Genomic DNA, 18,482 nt, shown 5'->3' on the forward strand with positions numbered 1-18,482 from the left:
TCTCTCGGTAGCGGTTCTCGACATCCTTAGGGGAGGAAGCATGAACTTTCTCGGCATCAACGCGATCTTCCACGACCCCGCCGCGGCGCTGGTGGTCGACGGGCGGATCGTGGCCGCCGCTGAGGAGGAGCGCTTCAGCCGCCGCAAGCACGGCAAGCGGCCGCTGGCGTTCTCCGCCTGGGAGCTGCCCGAGCTGGCCGCCGCCTGGTGCCTGCGCGAGGCCGGCCTCTCCCCCGAGGACCTCGACGCCGTGGCCTACTCCTACGACCCGTCCCTGGTGAGCGGCGAGCCCGAGGGCGACTGGGAGGAGCTGCGCACCAGGTACGCGGTGCGCGCGCCCGCCTTCCTCGCCACCGCCCTGCCGGGGCTGGACCCCGGCCAGGTCGGCTACGTGCCGCACCACGTGGCGCACGCCGCCTCGGCCGGCCTGACCGCGCCGTGGCGCGACTGCGCGGTACTGGTGTGCGACGGGCGCGGCGAGAACCTCTCCCACCTGGCGGGCCGCTACACCGGCGGCGAGCTGGAGGTGCTGGCCACGCAGCCGCTGCCGCACTCGCTCGGCCTCATGTACGAGGACGTCACCGAACACCTGGGCTTCCTGCGCTCCAGCGACGAGTACAAGGTGATGGCGATGGCCTCCTACGGCACACCCCGTCACCTGGAGGCGCTGCGGGAGCTGATCTACGCGACGGGGGACGGCGGGTTCCGGGTCGAGCCGATCGACTGGAGCGGGTACGCCAAGGCCCTGCGCAGGGGCGCCCCCTGGACCTGCGACCACGCCGACCTGGCCGCCAGCGTGCAGGCCCGGCTGGAGGAGGTGCTGCTGGACCTGGCGCGCTGGCTGCACGGGCGGACCGGCGAGCGGCGGCTGGCCATGGCCGGCGGGGTGGCGCTCAACTGCGTGGCCAACACCCGGCTGCTGGCGGAGGGGCCGTTCGAGGAGGTGTGGGTCCAGCCGGCCGCCGGCGACTCCGGCACCGCGCTGGGCGGGGCCCTGCACCTGGCGCAGGCCCACGGCGAGCAGGTCGTGCCCATGCGGGACGCGGCGCTGGGGCGCGGCTTCACCGACGAGGAACTGGGGGCGTGGCTGGACGTGGCGCGCGTGCCGTACACGCGCCCGGCCGACCTGGCCGCCGCCGTGGCCGCCGAGCTCGCGGCCGACCGGATCGTGGCGTGGTTCCAGGGGCGGGCGGAGTACGGGCCGCGGGCTCTCGGGCAGCGTTCGCTGCTGGCGCATCCGGGGCACGCGCGCAACACCGAGCGGCTCAACGACGTCAAGGGACGCGAGCAGTTCCGGCCCATCGCGCCCATGGTGCTGGAGTCGCGGGCGCGGGAGATCTTCGGCCGGGGGCCGGTGCCGTCGCCGTACATGTTGTTCGTGCACGACGTGCACCCGGACTGGGCCGCGCGCATCCCGGCGGTCGTGCACGTGGACGGGACGGCCAGGATCCAGACGATCTCGCCGCGCGAGCAGCCGCTGATGGCGCGGGTGCTGGGCGAGTTCGAGGCGCGTACGGGGCTGCCGGTCGTGGTCAACACGAGCCTCAACACCGCGGGGCGGCCCATGGTGGACGATCCGCGCGACGCGCTGGAGTGTTTCGGGTCCTCGCCGGTGGAGGTGCTGGTGCTGGGGCCGTACCTGGTGCGGCGCGGCGAGATGTACGCCTCGTGATCACCGTGGTGATCCCCACGATCGGGCGGCCCTCGCTGCGCGCGACGCTGGCGGCCGTGGGGCCGGACGTGCCGGTGATCGTGGTGGACGACAGAAAAGCATCCGGCCCCCCTGGTACGGAGAGTGCCCGAGCGGGTACGGTCAGTGCGGGCGGCACCCACGAACAGGAGCCGTCTGCCGTGATGGAGTCGCTGCCCGCGCATGTCCGCGTCGTGCGGTCGGGCGGGCGCGGTCCTGCGGCGGCGCGCAACGCCGGATGGCGGGCGGCCGGCACGCCGTGGGTGGTCTTCCTCGACGACGACGTGGTTCCCGCGCCGGGGTGGGCCGAGGCGCTGCACAAGGATCTCATCGACCTGCCGGGCGATGTCGCGGGCAGCCAGGGGCGCATCGTGGTGCCGCTGCCCGAGCGCCCGCCGACCGACGCCGAGCGGCACACGGCGGGGCTGGCCGGGGCGCTGTGGGTGACGGCCGACATGGCATACCGGCCGTCGGTGCTGGCGGCGGTGGGCGGCTTCGACGAACGTTTCCCCCGAGCCTACCGGGAGGACGCCGACCTGGCGCTGCGGGTGGGCCGGGCCGGGCATCGGCTGGTCGTGGGCGAGCGGGTGACGGCGCATCCGGTGCGGGCCGACGGGTTCTGGGCGAGCGTGCGCTTCCAGCGGGGCAACGCCGACGACGCCCTCATGCGGCGTCTGCACGGGCCGTCGTGGCGCACGGACATCGGCGGCGGCCCCGGACGGCTGCGCCTGCACGCCCTCACCACGGCCACCGGCCTCACGGCGTCCCTCCTCGCGGCGGCGTCCCTCGCGACCCGGAGGCGGGTGGTGCCCGTGGTGGCGTGGGTGGCGGCGGTTGGGTGGGCCGGGTTGAGCGCGGAGTTCGCGTGGCGGCGGATCGCGCCGGGGCCGCGTACCCCGGGCGAGGTGCTGCGGATGAGCGTCACGAGCGTACTGATCCCGCCGGTCGCCTGCGTGCACCGGTTGCGGGGGGAATGGAGGGTGCGGCGATGAGCCGTTCGGAACGTTCCAAACGGCCGCGCGTGCTGGTGGCGCGGCTCGATGACGCCGGGGACGTGCTGCTGGCCGGGCCCGCGGTACGGGCCGTGCGGACGGGCGCCCGCGAGGTGGTCTTCCTCGCCGGCCCGCACGGCAGGGCGGCCGCCGAGTTGCTGCCCGGCGTGGACCGGGTGATCGAGTGGCGTGCCCCGTGGATCGACCACACCCCGCCCCCCGTCACCGGCCCCCAGGTCGCCGGCCTGATCGAGATGGCCGGCGGGATCGACGAGGCGGTGCTGCTGACCTCGTTCCACCAGTCGGCGCTGCCGCTGGCGCTGCTGCTGCGGCTGGCCGGGGTGGCCAGGATCACCGCGATCAGCAACGACTACCCGGGCTCGCTGCTCGACGTGCGCCACGTGGTGGACGAGAGCGTGGACGTGCCGGAGGCGGAGCGGATGCTGGCGGTGGCGAGGGCCGCGGGGTTCCGGCTGCCGGCGGGCGATGACGGCAAACTCGCTGTTCAGCGGCCATTGCCGGATATCGCGAAATTTACGGGGCAAAGCATAGGCGTCGGCGGCGTTGCCGACAAAGGCGCGTATGTCGTGGTGCATCCAGGGACGTCGGCCCCCGCCCGGACATGGCCTGCCGACAGGCATCGGCAGGCCGTACGGGAGTTGGCCGGAGACGGGCACCAGGTCGTCGTGACAGGCACCGAACGTGAACTCACCGCCTATGTCGCCAGTGACGTCGCAGTCGACCTGGGCGGAGTGACCACACTCGCAGAACTGGCTGCCGTGATCGAGCGTGCCGCCGTACTGGTGGCGGGCAACACCGGGCCCGCGCACCTGGCGGCGGCGGTCGGCACGCCGGTTGTGAGCCTGTTCGCCCCGGTCGTCCCGGCTGCCCGGTGGGCCCCGTACGGCGTGCCCGCGGTGTTGCTGGGCGACCAGGAGGCGCCCTGCCGCGGCAGCAGGGCGCGGAACTGCCCGGTACCCGGGCACCCGTGCCTGTCCCACGTGACAAGTGAGCAGGTGGTCAAGGCAGTGAGGGAGCTGACGCAGTGAAGGTCGATCTCATCTCGGAGCACGCGGACCCGCTGGCTGCCGTCGGCGGCGTGGACTCCGGCGGCCAGAACGTCTACGTCGCCGCGCTCGCGGTGGCCCTCGCCGAGCGCGGGCACACCGTGAGCATCCACACCCGGCGCTCGTCACCGGCTCAGCCGGAGTCGGTGGACCTGGCGCCGGGCGTCACGGTCGAGTACGTCACGGCCGGCCCCGCGGCTCCCGTGCCCAAGGACGAGCTGCCCCCGTACATGCCGGAGTTCACCGAACGGCTGGCCGCGCGCTGGGCGGCGCGCCCGCCGGACGTCGTGCACGCGCACTTCTGGATGAGCGGCCAGGCCGCGCTGCTGGCGGCCGGCGGGGTGCCGGTGGTGCAGACCTACCACGCGCTCGGCACCGTCAAGCGGCGCTGGCAGGGCGAGGCCGACACCAGCCCCGCGCACCGCATCGACACCGAGCGCGAGATCGGCCTGAGGGCCGACGCGGTCCTGGCCACCTGCAGCGACGAGGTGGGCGAGTTGTGCGCGATGGGGATACCCGAGCAGCGCATCGCGGTGGTGCCGTGCGGGGTGGACCTGACGGCGTTCCGCCCGGACGGGCCGGTGGCGCCGCGCCTGGACGGGCCGCTCGTGCTGAGCATCGGCCGGATGGTGCCGCGCAAGGGCGTGGACACCGTGCTCCGTGCCCTGCGCCAGCTGCCGGGCGCCAACCTGGTGATCGCCGGCGGCAGCCACGACGACGGGGAGACCTTCCGGCTGCGCGAGCTGGCCGATGGGTACGGGCTCGGGGACCGCGTGCACGTCATCGGCAGCGTGCCGCGCCGGCACGTGCCCGCGCTGATGCGCTCGGCCGACGTCGTGGTCTCGGTGCCCTGGTACGAGCCGTTCGGGCTGGTCCCGGTCGAGGCCATGGCGTGCGGGGTGCCGGTCATCGCCTCGGCGGTCGGCGGCCACCTGGACACGGTCGCGGGCTGCGGGATGCTCGTCCCGCCGCGCCGGCCGCGAGCCCTGGCCAGGGCGCTCAAGGAGGTGCTCGGCAACCCGGCGCTGCGCGTGGCGCTGGGCGCGGCGGGGGCCCGCCGGGCCCGCGAGCGGTACGGCTGGCCGAGCGTGGCCGAGTCGACCGAGGCCGTGTACACGCAGGTCATCGACGGAAAGGTCTGCCGTCTGGCGGCCCTGGGGGGTTGAGTCATGGATGCGCATCTGGAAAAACTCTGGAACACCCTGGAGAAGGTCGATGACCACGCGGTCACCGTCCGGGGCTGGGGAGGGCAGCTGGCCGGCGTGCTGGCCGCCGGTGGCAGGCTGCTGGCCTGCGGCAACGGCGGTTCGGCGGCGGAGGCGCAGCACCTGACGGCCGAGCTGGTCGGCAGGTTCAGGGACGACAGGCGGCCGTACGCGGCCATCCCGCTGCACGCCGACGGCTCGTCGCTGACGGCGATCGCCAACGACTTCGGCGCCGATCAGGTCTATGCCCGCCAGGTGCGCGCTCACGGCCGTACGGGGGACGTGCTGCTGTGCCTGTCCACCAGCGGCGGCAGCCCGAACGTGCTGGCCGCGGCCGGCGCGGCGCGCGAGGCGGGGGTCATCGCGTGGGGCATGACGGGCCCGGCGCCGAACGCGCTCGCCGAGTTGTGCGACGCGGCGGTGGCCGTGCCCGGCGAGACCGCCACCGTGCAGGAGGTGCACCTGGCCCTGATCCACCTGCTGTGCGACGCCATGGAGGAGGCGCTGCGGCCGGTCGGGGACCCGCTTTGAGAGGCGCTCCGCTGGTCGTCATCGGCGACACGCTGCTGGACGTGGACGTCCTGGGTGAGGCCGAACGGCTGTGCCCGGACGCGCCGGTGCCGGTGGTGGACGTCGCGGCCGAGCGGGCCCGGCCGGGCGGCGCGGGCCTGGCGGCGCTGCTGGCCGCCCGGGACGGCGCCGACGTCGTGCTGGTCACGGCGGTCGGCGACGATCCCGACGGGCACCGCCTGTGCGGGCTGCTGTCGCAGGAGCTGGATCTGATACGGCTGCCGCTGCACGGCGGCACCGTGCGCAAGACCAGGATCAGGTCCAGGGGCCAGACGCTGGTCAGGCTGGACACCGGCGACGGCACGGCCAGGCACTCCCCCACCGCGCAGGCCGTCGAGGCGATCGGGCGGGCCGGCGCGGTGCTGGTCTCCGACTACGGCAGGGGCATGGCCGGGCTGGCCCGCGAGCTGCTGGGCGGCGGCGGCGCGCCGGTGGTGTGGGACCCGCATCCGCGCGGCGGGCGGCCGATGCCCGGCTGCGCGCTGGTGACGCCCAGCGAGGCGGAGGCGAGGCTGCTGTGCCCGTCCGGCTACCACGGCCCTGACCAGGCGGCCCGCCGGCTGGTCAGGGAGCTGCGGGCCGGGGCGGTGGCCGTCACGACCGGCGAGAGCGGAGCCGTGCTCGCCGTGGCGGGCGGGCCGCTGACGCAGGTGCCGGCGCCGGTGCGGGCGGGCGGTCAGGACTCCTGCGGCGCGGGCGACCGGCTGGCCGCCGCCGCCGCGCTGGTGCTGCGCGAGGGCGGCAGCGCCGAGGAGGCGGTCACGATGGGCGTCGGCGAGGCCTCGCGTTTCGTCGAGCGCGGCGGGGCCGCCGCCGTCCGGGTGCGCGAGCAGCGGCTCGGCGACCGGCCGCGCACGGCGCTGGAGGTGGCCGGCCTCACCCGCTCCCAAGGCGGCCGGCTGATCGCCACGGGCGGCTGCTTCGACCTGCTGCACGCGGGCCATGTGAGCCTGCTGCGGCGGGCCAGGGCGCTGGGCGACGCGCTGGTCGTCTGCGTCAATTCCGACGACTCGGTACGCCGCCTGAAGGGCCCGTCCAGGCCCATCGTGGACGTGCGCGACCGGGTGGAGGTGCTTCGGGCGCTGGGCTGCGTGGACGCGGTGCTGGTGTTCGACGACGACACCCCGGTGGGCGCCATCGAGCAGTTGCGCCCGGACGTGTGGGTCAAGGGCGGCGACTACGAGGGGGAAGTGCTGCCCGAATCCGGCGTGCTCGGCAGGCTCGGCGCGGAGATCATCGTGCTGAGCACCCTGCCGGGACGTTCGACAACGAACCTGATCAGGGAGATCCAGTGAACGTATTGATCACCGGAGGGGCCTCCGGTCTCGGCCTGGCCACCGCCGAGGCGGTGGAGAAGGAGGGCTGGAAGGCGCTGGTCGTCGATGTACGCGAGCCCGACCAGCGCTTCGAGCACGTGACCGCGGACCTGGCCGACCGGGGGCAGGCCGAGCGGGCGGTACGCGAGCTCGCCGAGCGGGCCGGCGGCCTGGACGGCGTCGTGACGGCCGCGGGCATCGACGCCTGCGGGCGGCTGGAGGACGTGCCGGCCGCCGACTGGGAGCGGGTCATCCAGGTGAACCTGCTGGGCACGGCCGCGGTCGTACGGGCCGCGCTGCCGTATCTCAAGCACACCCGCGGCACGGTCGTCACCTGCGCCTCGACGCTGGGGCTGCGGCCGCTCAGCGACGCCTCGGCGTACTCGGCCTCGAAGTTCGGCGTGGTCGGCTTCACCAGGGGGCTGGCGGTCGAGCTGCGCGGGGAGGTGGGGGTGACGCTGCTGATTCCCGGCGGCATGCGGACGGGCTTCTTCGACGGCCGTCCCGAACAGTACAAGCCGGGCCCCGAGGCCGGGCTGAACGATCCCGCCCACGTGGCCCAGGCCATCGTCTTCGCGCTGCGGCAGCCGGCCGGTTGCGAGGTGAGAGAGCTCGTCGTCTGCCCGTCCACGGAGACGTCATGGCCCTAGAGCTGCTGGCGCTGCGCGGGCTCGGCCTGGGCGATCTGCTCACGGCCGTGCCCGCGCTGCGGGCGCTGCGCCAGGCCTTCCCCAAACACCGCATCACGCTGGCCGCGCCACGGCCGCTGGAGGCCCTGCTGCCGCTGATCGGCGCGGTGGACGACCAGGTGGACGTGTCGGGTCCGGGCCCTGTGCCGTTCGCACGGCCGGACATCGCGGTGAACCTGCACGGGAGGGGGCCGCAGAGCGTCGAGGCGCTGCGGCGCACGGATCCGGGGCGGCTGATCAGCTTCGGCACCGGGCCGCCGTGGCAGGACGGCGTGCACGAGGTGCGGCGCTGGTGCGGCCTGCTGGAGTGGCACGGCGTCCCCGCCGACCCCGGCGACCTGACGCTGGGCGTCTCCGACAGGACGGGGCCGGTGATCGTGCACCCGGGCGCCGCCTACCCCGCGCGGCGCTGGCCGCCCGAGCGCTTCGCCGAGGTGGCCGCGGCGCTGGAGGACGTGGTCGTCACGGGGAACGTTGCGGAGGTGCCGATCGCCGTCAGGGTGGCCGAGCTGGCGGGGCTGCCGCCGGAGCGGATGCTGGCCGGGCGTACCGGCCTGGCCGACCTGATCGACCTGGTCGCCAACGCGCGGCTGGTGGTGTGCGGCGACACCGGCGTGGCGCACCTGGCGACGGCGTTCTGCGTGCCGTCGGTGGTGCTGTTCGGCCCCGTCTCGCCGTCGTTGTGGGGGCCGCCGCCCGGCTGGCGTCACGTGGCGCTGTGGGCCGGGCGGAACGGGGACCCGCACGGGCAGTCACCCGACCCGGGCCTGCTCAAGATCGAGGTTCGTGAAGTCGTCGAAGCCGCCCTGGAGGTCACGTCATGAAGGCTCTGGTCACCGGAGGCGCCGGGTTCCTCGGCTCCTATCTGTGCGAGCGGCTGCTGGATGAGGGCGCGGAGGTGGTCTGCATGGACAGCTTCCTCACCGGCGGGCCGCGCAACGTCGAGCACCTCCTCGTACGGCCCGAGTTCCGGCTCATCGAGTGCGACCTGACCGGGTACGTGCACGTGCCCCACCGGCTCGACCTCGTCCTGCACTTCGCCTCCGCCGCCTCCCCCGCCGACTACCTGCGCTACCCGATCGAGACCCTGCGCGTGGGCAGCGTGGGCACGCTGCACGCGCTGGGGCTGGCCAGGGAGAAGGGCGCCAGGTTCGTGCTGGCCTCCACCAGCGAGGTGTACGGCGACCCGCTGGAGCATCCGCAGCGCGAGACGTACTGGGGCAATGTCAACCCGGTCGGGCCGCGCAGCGTGTACGACGAGGCCAAGCGCTTCGCCGAGTCGCTGACCACCGCCTACCGGCACTCGCGCGCCACCGACACCGGGATCGTGCGGATCTTCAACACCTACGGGCCGCGCATGCGGCCGTTCGACGGGCGGGCGATCCCGACGTTCATCCGGCAGGCGCTGAACGGCGAGCCGATCACGATCACCGGCGACGGGTCGCAGACCCGCTCGATCTGCTACGTCGATGACACCGTGTCGGGCATCCTGGCCATGGCGGGCAGCGACTTCGCGGGGCCTGTCAACATCGGCAACCCCGACGAGCTGACCATGCTGGAGCTGGCCACCCTGATCAGGGGCCTGACCGGGTCGTCGTCGGAGATCTGCTTCATCGACCGCCCGGCCGACGATCCCAAGGTCAGGCGGCCCGACACGGCGCTGGCGGCCGAGCGGCTCGGGTGGCGGGCGCAGGTCCCCGCGGCCGAGGGGCTGCGCCGCACGATCGCGTGGTTCGCCGAGGAGCTGGCCGCGGTCAAGGAGCTCGAAGAAGCCACGGGCGTCGCCTGAGCCTGCCTTCCTTCAGCGGCCGTCAGGCCAGGGCGACTCCCAGCCAGCGCCTCAGGTCAGGGCGACTACCCCTCGGCGCCTCAGGTCAGGGTGACGCCCCATCGGCGCCTCAGGTCAGGGTGACGCCCAGGAGTGCGTCGGTGAGGTCGCGGACGAGTGCGGGGGCGGCGGTGTCACGGCCGTCGCCGGCCACGGCCTGCTCGGCCCAGGCGTCGATCGCGGTCAGCGCGGACGGCGAGTCGAGGTCGTCGGCCAGGCGCTCGCGCACCGTCGCCAGCAGTTCCTCCGCGGGCGGCCCGGCGGCCACCCCGGTGGCCGAGCGCCACAGCGCCAGCCTGCGTTCGGCCTCGGCGATCAGCTCCGGCACGTACTCCCAGTCGGCGCGGTAGTGGTGGGCCAGCAGCACGAGCCTGATCGCCATCGGATCGTGCTCCCGGCGCATTTTGGAGACGAAGACCAGGTTGCCCTTGGACTTCGACATCTTCTCGCCGTCGAGCGCCACCATGCCGGCGTGCGTGTAGAACTTGGCGAACGGCCACTCGCCGGTCGCGGCGTGCCCCTCGGAGGCGCCGCACTCGTGGTGGGGGAAGATCAGGTCGGAGCCGCCGCCCGCCACGTCGTAGCCGGCGCCCAGGTTGTCCAGGGCGATCGCGGTGCACTCGATGTGCCAGCCGGGGCGGCCCCGCCCCAGCGGCGAGTCCCAGGCCGGCTCGCCGGGCCGCTCGGCGCGCCACAACAACCAGTCGAGCGGGTGCCGCTTGCCCTGCCGGTCGGGGTCGCCGCCGCGCTCGGCGAACAGGGCGAGCATCTCCTGCTCGTCGTAGCCGGAGACCTGGCCGAACTTGGGGGCGTCGGCCACGTTGAAGTAGACGTCGCCGTCGAGTTCGTAGGTGACGCCCTTGGCCGACAACCGGGAGATCAGGTCCGCCACCCGGCCGACGACCTCGGTGACGCCGACGTACTCGCGGGGCGGCATGATGCGCAGCGCCTCCATGTCGCCGCGGAACAGCTCGATCTCCCGCTCGGCCAGCTCCTGCCAGGCGACACCGGTCTGCTCGGCCCGCTCCAGCAGCGGGTCGTCCACGTCGGTGGCGTTCTGCGTGTAGTGCACCTCGTGGCCCGCGTCCCGCCACAGCCGGCCCACCAGATCGAAGGCGTGGTAGGTGTTGGCGTGGCCGAGGTGGGTGGCGTCGTAGGGGGTGATGCCGCAGACGTACATCCTGGCGGTCGGCCCGGGATCGGTCTGCCGTACCTGCCTGGCCGACGTGTCGTAGAGACGCAGCGGAATGCTCTCACCTGGGAGCTTTGGAACGTTCTGGGCGGACCACGATCTCATGTCTTTGAGCCTATCCGTCCCGATCGGCGGTCAGGTCGGTGAAGTCGTAGGTCACACCGCCGGGCGCGATCTCGACCTCCATCACCGACAGGGAGGCGAAGATCCGCCCGTCGGGCAGTTCGTGCCGCATGATGAGCGCGCTCCGGTCGGGCGACGGCTCTTCCTTGATCAGCTCCGCCCAGGTGGCGGAGTCGCGGAAGCGGGGCAGGTAGGTCACGACCCGCTCGCTGTCGGGGTCCAGGCCCGAGTTGACGACCATGCTCGTGCCGTCCGGCAGGTCGGAGCTCGACAGCCGCTCGCCGTCCCAGCTGAACAGGCGCACCCGCGACAGGTCGGCGAGCACCAGGTGGAAGGGGTCGTAGCGGGTCAGGTCGGAGCCGGGCTCCTCCCCCGTGTACGCCGCCCGCAGCGCCAGGTCGCCCCGCGAGAGCCTCGTCCGCTCCTCGGCCTCCCGGCCGTGGCCGTTGAGCAGCGCCGCCGCGCGGCGGGCCGCCGGATTGACGGCCAGCCAGGTGCCGCCGGCCTTCAGATCACGCCCGCCGATCACGCCCGGATATTCCGGCCAGTGCTCCCCCGGCCCTTCCCAGGGCCGGTCGGCGAACTCGTCTCTCACGCCCATGAGGGTCAGATGTGGCGCGGTTCTCACGATCAGCGTACACATGGGCAAAGGGTAATAAACGGGCCCAGGACACCTCAGATGGGGGGCCAGGGTATGGCCGGCCATCCCTCCGACGGGTAGGGGTGCACGCCGGTGTCCAGCAGTTTTCTGACGCGCTGCCAGGTGGCCTCGACCTCGGCCTGGGTCAGCAACTCGCGAAGCGTGCGCCCCAGCGCGCCGGACTCGATGTCGCGTTCGAGCTTGGCCAGCACCGCCACCGCCTCGCGGGCCAGCGGCTTGCCGCGCCACTGCCACAGGACCGTGCGCAGCTTGTCCTCGGCGGAGAAGCAGACGCCGTGGTCGACCCCGTACACGTGGCCGGTGGGCAGCGGCAGCAGGTGGCCGCCCTTGCGGTCGGCGTTGTTGACCACAGCGTCGAACACCGCCATCCGGCGCACGACCGGGTTGCGGCTCTTGACCAGCCGCATGAGGTCGATCTCGCGCTCGGTGTCGATCCACAACTGGCACATGCCGGGGCCGAAGGGCCCGTCGCGGTAGACCGTGGGCGGCACGATGCGCCAGCCGGTGGCCTGGGAGACCTCGAAGGCGGCCACCTCGCGGGCTGCGAGGGTGCCGTCGGGGAAGTCCCACAGGGGGCGCTCGCCGCGTACGGGCTTGTAGACGCAGGCGGCCGAGCGCGAGCCGAGCTTGACCGAGCAGTAGAGCGTCATGTTGGTCGCCTCGACGAGGCGACCGGCGACGTCGATGCTGCCGTCGCGCAGCAGCGTCAGCGCCTCCTCGTCATGGATGGACGGCGGTGGGGCTGGGGGCTTGACGGCCGGTTCGCTCTCGGGAGCGGTCATGAAGCCGCCTCACCCCCGCGGTAGCCGTTGAGGCGGACGCAGACATGACCTGCGGCGTCGAGCGGCTGGCCGCACAGGGGGCACGGCGGTCTGCCCGCGGAGACGATCTCGAGGGCTCGCCGGGTGAAGGCACGCGCGGCCCCGGCGCTGATGCGCACGCGCAACACGGCGGGGTCGGGTCTGTCGAGATCGTCCTCGTCGACGACCTCCTGCGCCTCTATCACTACTTGCGATTTCTCGGAGTCCCAGGTCAGCGCCATGGTACCGACGCGGAAGTCCTCCGCGACCGGCGCGTCGAGCGGAGCCTCGTCGGACAGGTCGGCCGGGGCCAGCGCGGGAACCTGGGCGGTGCCCCCGCTGAGCCGCAGCACCTCGTCGAGCAGCTCGTCGAGCCTGCCCGCGAGTGCGGCAACCTGCAACTTCTCCAGCGCCACCGTGGTCAGTCTGCCCTCGGCCCTGGCCTGCAGAAAAAAGACCCGTGCGCCCGGCTGCCCCAAGGCACCGGCGACGAACCTCTCTGGTGGGTCGTAGTCGAAGACCGGCATAGCCTGACCTTACGTGGTTCCGGGTCCACCGCCGACGGCGGCATCGCTCCCGGTGATGTTTTCTCCCCCGTCTTTCTCCTCCGAATCCTCGGTGAGCCGCAATTCCCCCATATCGTTAAGCCTGAGAACAAAGGGACGCAAGGGGGCATAGCGAATGACGGTGACCGCCGCCGGATCGGCTGTTATCCGCTGAAACTGATCGAGGTGGAGGCCCAGAGCGTCCGCGACGATCGACTTGATCACGTCGCCGTGGCTGCAGACCAGGTAGATAGCCTTCTCCCCCAGGCGTAGATTCCACTCCCGCACCGCCGAGACGGCGCGATGTTGCATTTCGGTCAGCGCCTCCCCTTCCGGAAATGTCGCCGCGCTGGGGTGTGCCTGCACGACCCGCCACAGGGGCTCCTTGGCCAGTTCGGCGATGGGCCGGCCGGTCCACTCGCCGTAGCCGCACTCGATGAACCGGTCGTCGATGAGCACCTCGCCATCGCGCCCGTCCGCGACCGCTTGCGCCGTTTCCCGGCAGCGTTCCAGCGGACTGGAGACAATGGCATCGAGCCTGACGCCCGCGACGCGCCCGGCGAGCGCGGCGGCCTGCGCCCTTCCCGCCTCGCTCAGATGCACCCCGGGAGTACGGCCGGCCAGCACCGGCCCGGTGAGGTCCGTCAGCCCGTGCCGGGCCAGAAGCAGCGTGGTCATCCAGCAAGTGTCGCAGGCGTCGATCACAACGTTTCATCGACCTGGACGGTAACCTGGCGGGATCATGGAGCAGCGCTATGTCGGCCACAGCGGCCTGTCGGTGTCCCGGCTGGGGCTCGGCACGATGACCTGGGGTCGTGACACCGACGCGGACGAGGCCGTGGCCCAGCTCCGCACGTTCCTCGACGCGGGCGGCAACCTCGTCGACACCGCCGACGTCTACACCGGCGGCGACGCCGAGCGGCTGCTGGGCCGGATGTTGCGCGACTCGGTGCCGCGCTCGGAGCTGGTGATCTCCACCAAGGCCGTGGTGACGCCGACGGGCCGCCGCCCGCGCGACGCCTCCAGGCGCCACCTGATCGCGGCCGTGGACGACTCGCTCAACCGGCTCGGGCTCGACTACGTGGACCTGTGGCAGTTGCACACCTACGACGCCGAGGTGCCGCTGGAGGAGACGCTGGCCGCGCTCGACGCGATCGTCTCCTCGGGCCGCGCCGTGTACGCGGGCGTCTGCGACTACGCCGGCTGGCAGCTCGCCGCGGCGGCCGTCACCCAGAAGTCGGTACCCGGGCGCATCCCGATCACCGCCGTGCAGGCCGAGTACTCCCTGCTGGCCCGCGAGCCGGAGCGCGAGCTGCTGCCCGCCGCGGCCCAGCTGGGCGTGGGCGTGCTGGCCTGGTCGCCGCTCGGGCGCGGGGTGCTGACGGGCAAGTACCGCACCGGGGTCCCGGCCGACTCGCGCGCGGCGACGCCCCATTTCGCCGACTTCGTCCGCCCATACCTGGACGAGCGCAGCCGCCGTGTGGTGGAGTCCGTCATGACCGCCGCCGACGGGCTCGGCGTGTCGCCTCTGGCGGTGGCGCTCTCCTGGGTGCGCGATCAGCCGGGAGTGGCCTCCGCCATCGTGGGGGCCCGTACGCACCAACAGCTCAAGGGCGTCCTGCCCGCGGAGGACGTCGTCCTGCCGATAGAGATCCGAGAGGCCCTCGATGACGTGTCGTCCCTCGACTGACCGGCCCGGCCGCGGGCCGGATGGCCGGGAGCAGCGGCGGCAGGAGCCGCAGGCCCGCCGGTTGCGGCGGGAGGACCCGGAACGAGAGAGTGGCTCGCGTATCACTACTCGATACCGAATCGCAACGTTACCCGGCAAACGCCTGCGTCTGACGCGCGATGTCCATAAAGATTTCCCCCGGAAGCGACGCAGGAGGGGACGGATGGGGAGCAGGACCGCGATCTCGGCCGGAGTTCTCGCGGTGGCATTGGCGGCCGTCCCCGTGGCGGCGCCCGCCGTGTCGGCCAGCGCGGCGGACTGCACACGCGGCGGCGGACTGCTCTCAGGGGTGACCGACGCCCTGTGCGACGTCGTGGACACGGTCACCGGCACGGTCAACACCCTGACCGGCGGGACCACGGAGAAGGTGACCGACGGGCTGGACAAGACCACCGACGAGGTGCTCGGCCGGGTCGGGGAGGTCGTCCCGACCACCAAGGCCAAGTCCGAGCCGGAACCGGAGCCCGCGCCGAAGACCTCCGTGCCCAAGCCGGAGAGCACCGGGGTGGTGCCGGAGACGCTCAACGAGGTGTGCCTGCCCGTGCTGGCCTGCCAGGAGCAGGGCGTGGTCGACCGGCTGACGCCGCGGGCCTCGCCCTCCTCCCCGCCCGCTTCTTCGAGGGCGCGTACCGGCAGGGGCTGGATGAGCACCCCCACGCCCTCCGCCACGCGCCAGGCCACCCGCCCGGACAGCCGGCCGCAGCTCGTGGAGACCGGGCAGCCGGTCGCCGAGAAGGAGCGGGCGCACGCGGAGGAGCCGCGGGTGGACCTGCTGTGGCCCAACCCCTTCGCGCATGAGCTGGCGGTGCCGATGCAGGACCAGCGCGTCGTACGCCCCAGCCCGCCCGCCTCCGACGTCCTGGGGACGGTGCTGACCATCGCGCTGCTGGGCTCGGCCGTGCTGGCGACGCGGATCGTGCAGCAGCGGCGGCAGCGTACGGAGCCCACGGAGTCGATTCCGTTCGAGCCGGTGCGTGCCGGGAACGGCCGGCACCGGGTGGCGTAAAAGGATTCGCCGGCCTCTCCGATTTCCGGATTGCGCCCCTTCCTGTGGGCAGGTGTGGGTCTGCCCCATCCATGCCGAGCCAGTGAGATGATCAGGGAGCGTGGCGGAACGCAGACAAGTTCCGGATTTCCAGCGCAAGTGGACGGTCCTCGCCCTGCGCGGAAGCCTTGACGATGCCACCGTGGACCAGATCGAGCGGGAGATCAGGCAACTGGGAGGCACCGGCGGGCGGCTGATACTCGAGGTCAGCCACGTGCACTTCCTTGATGACTTCGGCGTGGACGTGCTCGTCCTGCTGGCTCATCACGTACGACGCCAGGGCGGGCTGATGGCGCTGGTCGACCAGCGCGGATCGATCTGCCGGGTCCTGGGAGAGGCCGGGCTGGAGGGCCTGCTGCCCCTGTTCGCCACCGTGGCCGAGGCCGTGATCGGCCTGAGTGAGGAGTCCCCCTGAATCAGAAGGGGTGCCCGGGCTTGTCCTTGCCGTGTTCGCGGCGCAGCACCTCCTGCCCGTGCTCGACCGTGGCCAGCGCCCGGGGGCAGCCCTTCAGCACGTCCGCGAGCAGTTCCAGGGCCGGTGTCAGGGTCTGCTCCGGTACGCCGCGGGCAGTGAGCAGACCCGCCATCCAGCACAGGAACCGGGAGAAGAGGGTGCGGTCGCGCACGTACAGCGCCATGGCCAGGAACTCGACTATGTAGAGGATGTCCTGCCTGGTGTGCTTGAGCTGCCGCTCGCTGTAGGCGGCCATCGAGGGGATGCGCTCACCCAGCCGCCACATGACGGAGCCGGCCAGGTCCTGCGCCGTCCCGATGATCTGCTCGTACTCCTGGTCCACCGCATGGGGCGGTTCCTGGGCGGTCGTGCCGAACGGCCGGTCCCCCGTCAGGCGCTCCGCGGTGGCCCGCCCGTCCGCGGCCCAGCCGTGGGCGCCCAGCATGCGGGCGTAGCGGCCGTCCCCGCCGAAGGCGGCCCCGCCCGCCAGCACGGGCTTGCCCGTCCCGGCGCAGGCCGCGATCGCCTCATGGGCGGCAGGCAGCCTGGTGGGCAGCGAGGCGGACAGCAGCATCAGGTCCGCCGCCGCCTCGTGCGCGTGTATCGGCAGGTACGGCGTGGGCACGTGCGGGCCCAGGAAGTCGACCCGCCAGCCGTTCAGCCGCAGCACCTCGGCCAGCAGCCGCGCGGGGAAGGCGTGCCACTCCCCGTCCACGCACGCCACCACGGCCCGGCCCCTGACGCCGGCCAGCCGGGCGCGGGCGGCCGGGTGGCGTACCACGGCGGCGAGCACGCGCTCGCTGACCCCGGTCACGAGGTGCTCCTGCGCGACGGTCACGTCGTTGGCGGCCCAGGCGTCACCGACCCGCGACTGGACGGGGGCCAGCACGTCCAGCAGCAGGTCCTCCACCGGCAGGCCGTCGTCGAGCGCGTCGAGCGCGGCGTCGGCCGCGCCGTGGTCGTCCCCGGACAGGGCCGCCGTCCACATCCGCCCGATGAGGTCCTCAAGGTTGTCCGCCATGTGACCGCCTCCTCCTCACGGATGACTCCGGGCTCCAGGGCCCTGGGCCAACGTCGCGCGAGGAGGGGGAACGGTCAAGCGGACGGGCGCGGGTCAGCCGCCGATGGCGTGGACACCGCCGTCCACGTGTACGATCTCGCCCGTCGTCGCGGGGAACCAGTCCGACATCAGGGCCACGCAGGCCCTGGCCGTCGGCAGCGTGTCCGACAGGTCCCAGCCGAGCGGGGCCTTGTCCGGCCAGCTGTCCTCGAACTCCTTGAAGCCCGGGATCGACTTGGCCGCCATCGTGCGCAGCGGCCCGGCCGCCACCAGGTTGACCCGGATGTTGTGCTTGCCCAGGTCGCGGGCCAGGTAGCGGTTGCAGGACTCCAGGCCCGCCTTGGCCACGCCCATCCAGTCGTAGACCGGCCACGCCTTGGAGGCGTCGAAGTCGAGGCCGACCACCGCCCCGCCCTCCTTCATCAGGGGCAGGCAGGCCACGGCCAGGGACTTGAACGAGTACGTCGAGACCTGCAGGGCCGTGGCGACGTCCTCCCACGAGGTGTTGAGGAAGTTGCCGCCCAGCGCCGTCTGCGGGGCGAAGCCGATCGAGTGGACGACGCCGTCGAGACCGTCCACGTGCTCCCCCACCCGGGCGGCGAGCGTGTCGAGGTGCTCGGTGTTCTGGACGTCGAGCTCCAGCACCGGCGCCGGCGAGGGCAGCCGCTTGGCGATCCGCTCCACCAGGCTCAGCCGGCCGAAGCCGGTCAGCACGACCGTGGCGCCCTGCTCCTGGGCCAGCTTGGCCACCGAGAACGCGATCGAGGCGTCGGTGAGCACCCCGGTGACCAGGATCCGCTTGCCTTCGAGAATGCCCATGTCAGTGCCCCATTCCAAGTCCGCCGTCGACGGGGATCACGGCCCCGGTGATGTAGGAGGCGTCGTCACCGGCCAGGAAACGCACGACGCGCGCGACCTCCTCGGGCGCGGCCTGCCGCCCGAGGGGGATGTTGGCCACGATCGCCTCCTGGTCGAGCTCGGCCGTCATGTCGGTGGCGACGAAGCCGGGAGAGACGACGTTGACCGTGATGTTGCGCGAGCCGTACTCGCGGGCCAGGGAGCGGGCGAAGCCCACCAGGCCGGCCTTGGAGGCGGCGTAGTTGGCCTGGCCGGCCTGGCCGGTCAGGCCGATGACGGAGGAGATGAGGATGATCCGGCCGCGCTTGAGCCGCATCATGGGCCTGATGGCCCGCTTGGCGACGCGGAAGGCGCCGGTCAGGTTGGCGTCGATGACGTCGGTGAAGGTCTCCTCCTTCATCATCGCCAGCAGCGTGTCCTTGGTGATGCCGGCGTTGGAGACGAGCACCTCGACGGGGCCGTGCTCGGCTTCGACCTTGTCGAACGCGGCCTCGACGTCGGCCATGCTGGTGACGTCGCAGCGCACGCCGAACAGGCCCTCGGGAGGCTCCCCCGATCGGTAGGTGACCGCGACGGCGTCGCCTGCCGCGGCGAGTTCACGGGCGATCGCGAGGCCTATGCCGCGATTGCCCCCGGTGACGAGTACAGAGCGTGCCAT

20 protein-coding genes are annotated in these 18,482 nt (G+C 72.8%); 12 read left to right on the top strand and 8 right to left on the bottom strand.

Going from position 1 to position 18,482, the window contains the following annotated elements; genetic code table 11:
* The first annotated feature begins 40 nt into the window (after positions 1 to 40).
* Genes AB0I81_RS49890 through AB0I81_RS49930 form a run of 9 tightly spaced genes read left to right on the top strand, consistent with a single transcriptional unit; the run spans position 41 to position 9,318 of the window.
* Entirely contained in the window at positions 41 to 1,672 is a 1,632-nt protein-coding gene (locus tag AB0I81_RS49890; RefSeq protein ID WP_360673981.1) for a carbamoyltransferase C-terminal domain-containing protein, read from the top strand.
* Positions 1,669 to 2,682: a glycosyltransferase gene (locus AB0I81_RS49895; RefSeq protein WP_360673984.1), complete on the top strand. Its 1,014-nt coding sequence runs from the start codon at positions 1,669 to 1,671 to the stop codon at positions 2,680 to 2,682. The genes AB0I81_RS49890 and AB0I81_RS49895 overlap by 4 nt, the downstream gene beginning before the upstream one ends.
* Entirely contained in the window at positions 2,679 to 3,731 is a 1,053-nt protein-coding gene (locus AB0I81_RS49900) for a glycosyltransferase family 9 protein (RefSeq protein WP_360673987.1), read from the top strand. The genes AB0I81_RS49895 and AB0I81_RS49900 overlap by 4 nt, the downstream gene beginning before the upstream one ends.
* Positions 3,728 to 4,915, top strand: coding sequence for a glycosyltransferase (locus tag AB0I81_RS49905; RefSeq protein WP_360673990.1), 1,188 nt, complete (start codon positions 3,728 to 3,730; stop codon positions 4,913 to 4,915). The genes AB0I81_RS49900 and AB0I81_RS49905 overlap by 4 nt, the downstream gene beginning before the upstream one ends.
* Before the next feature lie 3 nt (positions 4,916 to 4,918).
* The gene (locus tag AB0I81_RS49910) at positions 4,919 to 5,485 is read left to right on the top strand and encodes an SIS domain-containing protein (protein ID WP_360673993.1); all 567 of its coding nucleotides are present in this window, start codon (positions 4,919 to 4,921) and stop codon (positions 5,483 to 5,485) included.
* The gene (locus AB0I81_RS49915) at positions 5,482 to 6,819 is read left to right on the top strand and encodes a PfkB family carbohydrate kinase (RefSeq protein ID WP_360673996.1); all 1,338 of its coding nucleotides are present in this window, start codon (positions 5,482 to 5,484) and stop codon (positions 6,817 to 6,819) included. The genes AB0I81_RS49910 and AB0I81_RS49915 overlap by 4 nt, the downstream gene beginning before the upstream one ends.
* Complete coding sequence (locus tag AB0I81_RS49920) at positions 6,816 to 7,490, top strand: SDR family oxidoreductase (protein ID WP_360673999.1); 675 nt, start codon at positions 6,816 to 6,818, stop codon at positions 7,488 to 7,490. Before AB0I81_RS49915 ends, AB0I81_RS49920 begins: the two co-directional genes overlap by 4 nt.
* Positions 7,481 to 8,353: a glycosyltransferase family 9 protein gene (locus AB0I81_RS49925; protein WP_360674002.1), complete on the top strand. Its 873-nt coding sequence runs from the start codon at positions 7,481 to 7,483 to the stop codon at positions 8,351 to 8,353. The genes AB0I81_RS49920 and AB0I81_RS49925 overlap by 10 nt, the downstream gene beginning before the upstream one ends.
* Positions 8,350 to 9,318 (top strand): UDP-glucuronic acid decarboxylase family protein, encoded by a 969-nt coding sequence (locus AB0I81_RS49930; RefSeq protein WP_360674005.1) that lies wholly within the window; start codon positions 8,350 to 8,352, stop codon positions 9,316 to 9,318. Before AB0I81_RS49925 ends, AB0I81_RS49930 begins: the two co-directional genes overlap by 4 nt.
* Positions 9,319 to 9,427: 109 nt before the next feature.
* Here AB0I81_RS49930 and mshC read toward each other — a convergent pair whose 3' ends face one another.
* The 5 genes from mshC to AB0I81_RS49955 are packed head-to-tail and all read right to left on the bottom strand — an operon-like array spanning position 9,428 to position 13,356.
* Positions 9,428 to 10,654 (bottom strand): cysteine--1-D-myo-inosityl 2-amino-2-deoxy-alpha-D-glucopyranoside ligase, encoded by a 1,227-nt coding sequence (gene mshC, locus AB0I81_RS49935; protein WP_360674008.1) that lies wholly within the window; start codon positions 10,652 to 10,654, stop codon positions 9,428 to 9,430.
* Positions 10,655 to 10,664: 10 nt separating this feature from the next.
* Complete coding sequence (locus tag AB0I81_RS49940) at positions 10,665 to 11,315, bottom strand: NRDE family protein (protein ID WP_360674010.1); 651 nt, start codon at positions 11,313 to 11,315, stop codon at positions 10,665 to 10,667.
* 32 nt (positions 11,316 to 11,347) lie between these two features.
* On the bottom strand, positions 11,348 to 12,115 hold the full coding sequence (locus AB0I81_RS49945; RefSeq protein WP_360674012.1) for an SCO1664 family protein: 768 nt from the start codon (positions 12,113 to 12,115) through the stop codon (positions 11,348 to 11,350).
* Positions 12,112 to 12,660 (bottom strand): DUF3090 domain-containing protein, encoded by a 549-nt coding sequence (locus AB0I81_RS49950; protein ID WP_360674014.1) that lies wholly within the window; start codon positions 12,658 to 12,660, stop codon positions 12,112 to 12,114. The genes AB0I81_RS49945 and AB0I81_RS49950 overlap by 4 nt, the downstream gene beginning before the upstream one ends.
* A 9-nt stretch (positions 12,661 to 12,669) precedes the next feature.
* A complete protein-coding gene (locus AB0I81_RS49955; RefSeq protein ID WP_360674017.1) occupies positions 12,670 to 13,356 on the bottom strand; it encodes an MSMEG_4193 family putative phosphomutase in 687 nt (228 codons plus the stop codon).
* A gap of 64 nt (positions 13,357 to 13,420) precedes the next feature.
* Between AB0I81_RS49955 and AB0I81_RS49960 the strand changes: the two genes are divergently transcribed.
* The 3 genes from AB0I81_RS49960 to AB0I81_RS49970 all read left to right on the top strand — a co-directional run bounded on the left by AB0I81_RS49960 (position 13,421) and on the right by AB0I81_RS49970 (position 15,867).
* Positions 13,421 to 14,368: an aldo/keto reductase gene (locus AB0I81_RS49960; RefSeq protein WP_360674020.1), complete on the top strand. Its 948-nt coding sequence runs from the start codon at positions 13,421 to 13,423 to the stop codon at positions 14,366 to 14,368.
* A 202-nt stretch (positions 14,369 to 14,570) separates the two neighbouring features.
* A complete protein-coding gene (locus AB0I81_RS49965; RefSeq protein ID WP_360674023.1) occupies positions 14,571 to 15,413 on the top strand; it encodes a hypothetical protein in 843 nt (280 codons plus the stop codon).
* Between the two features lie 100 nt (positions 15,414 to 15,513).
* Entirely contained in the window at positions 15,514 to 15,867 is a 354-nt protein-coding gene (locus AB0I81_RS49970; RefSeq protein ID WP_360674026.1) for an STAS domain-containing protein, read from the top strand.
* 1 nt (position 15,868) lies between these two features.
* Here AB0I81_RS49970 and AB0I81_RS49975 read toward each other — a convergent pair whose 3' ends face one another.
* From AB0I81_RS49975 to AB0I81_RS49985, 3 genes are all read right to left on the bottom strand, one after another.
* Positions 15,869 to 16,927, bottom strand: a complete 1,059-nt coding sequence (locus AB0I81_RS49975; protein ID WP_360674029.1) for a cobalamin B12-binding domain-containing protein — start codon at positions 16,925 to 16,927, stop codon at positions 15,869 to 15,871.
* A gap of 93 nt (positions 16,928 to 17,020) precedes the next feature.
* On the bottom strand, positions 17,021 to 17,785 hold the full coding sequence (gene fabI / locus AB0I81_RS49980) for an enoyl-ACP reductase FabI (protein ID WP_360674032.1): 765 nt from the start codon (positions 17,783 to 17,785) through the stop codon (positions 17,021 to 17,023).
* 1 nt (position 17,786) lies between these two features.
* Positions 17,787 to 18,482 (bottom strand): beta-ketoacyl-ACP reductase, encoded by a 696-nt coding sequence (locus AB0I81_RS49985; protein ID WP_360674035.1) that lies wholly within the window; start codon positions 18,480 to 18,482, stop codon positions 17,787 to 17,789.

Origin of the sequence: Nonomuraea sp. NPDC050404 (assembly GCF_040655495.1) — a bacterium.
Classification (GTDB): domain Bacteria; phylum Actinomycetota; class Actinomycetes; order Streptosporangiales; family Streptosporangiaceae; genus Nonomuraea.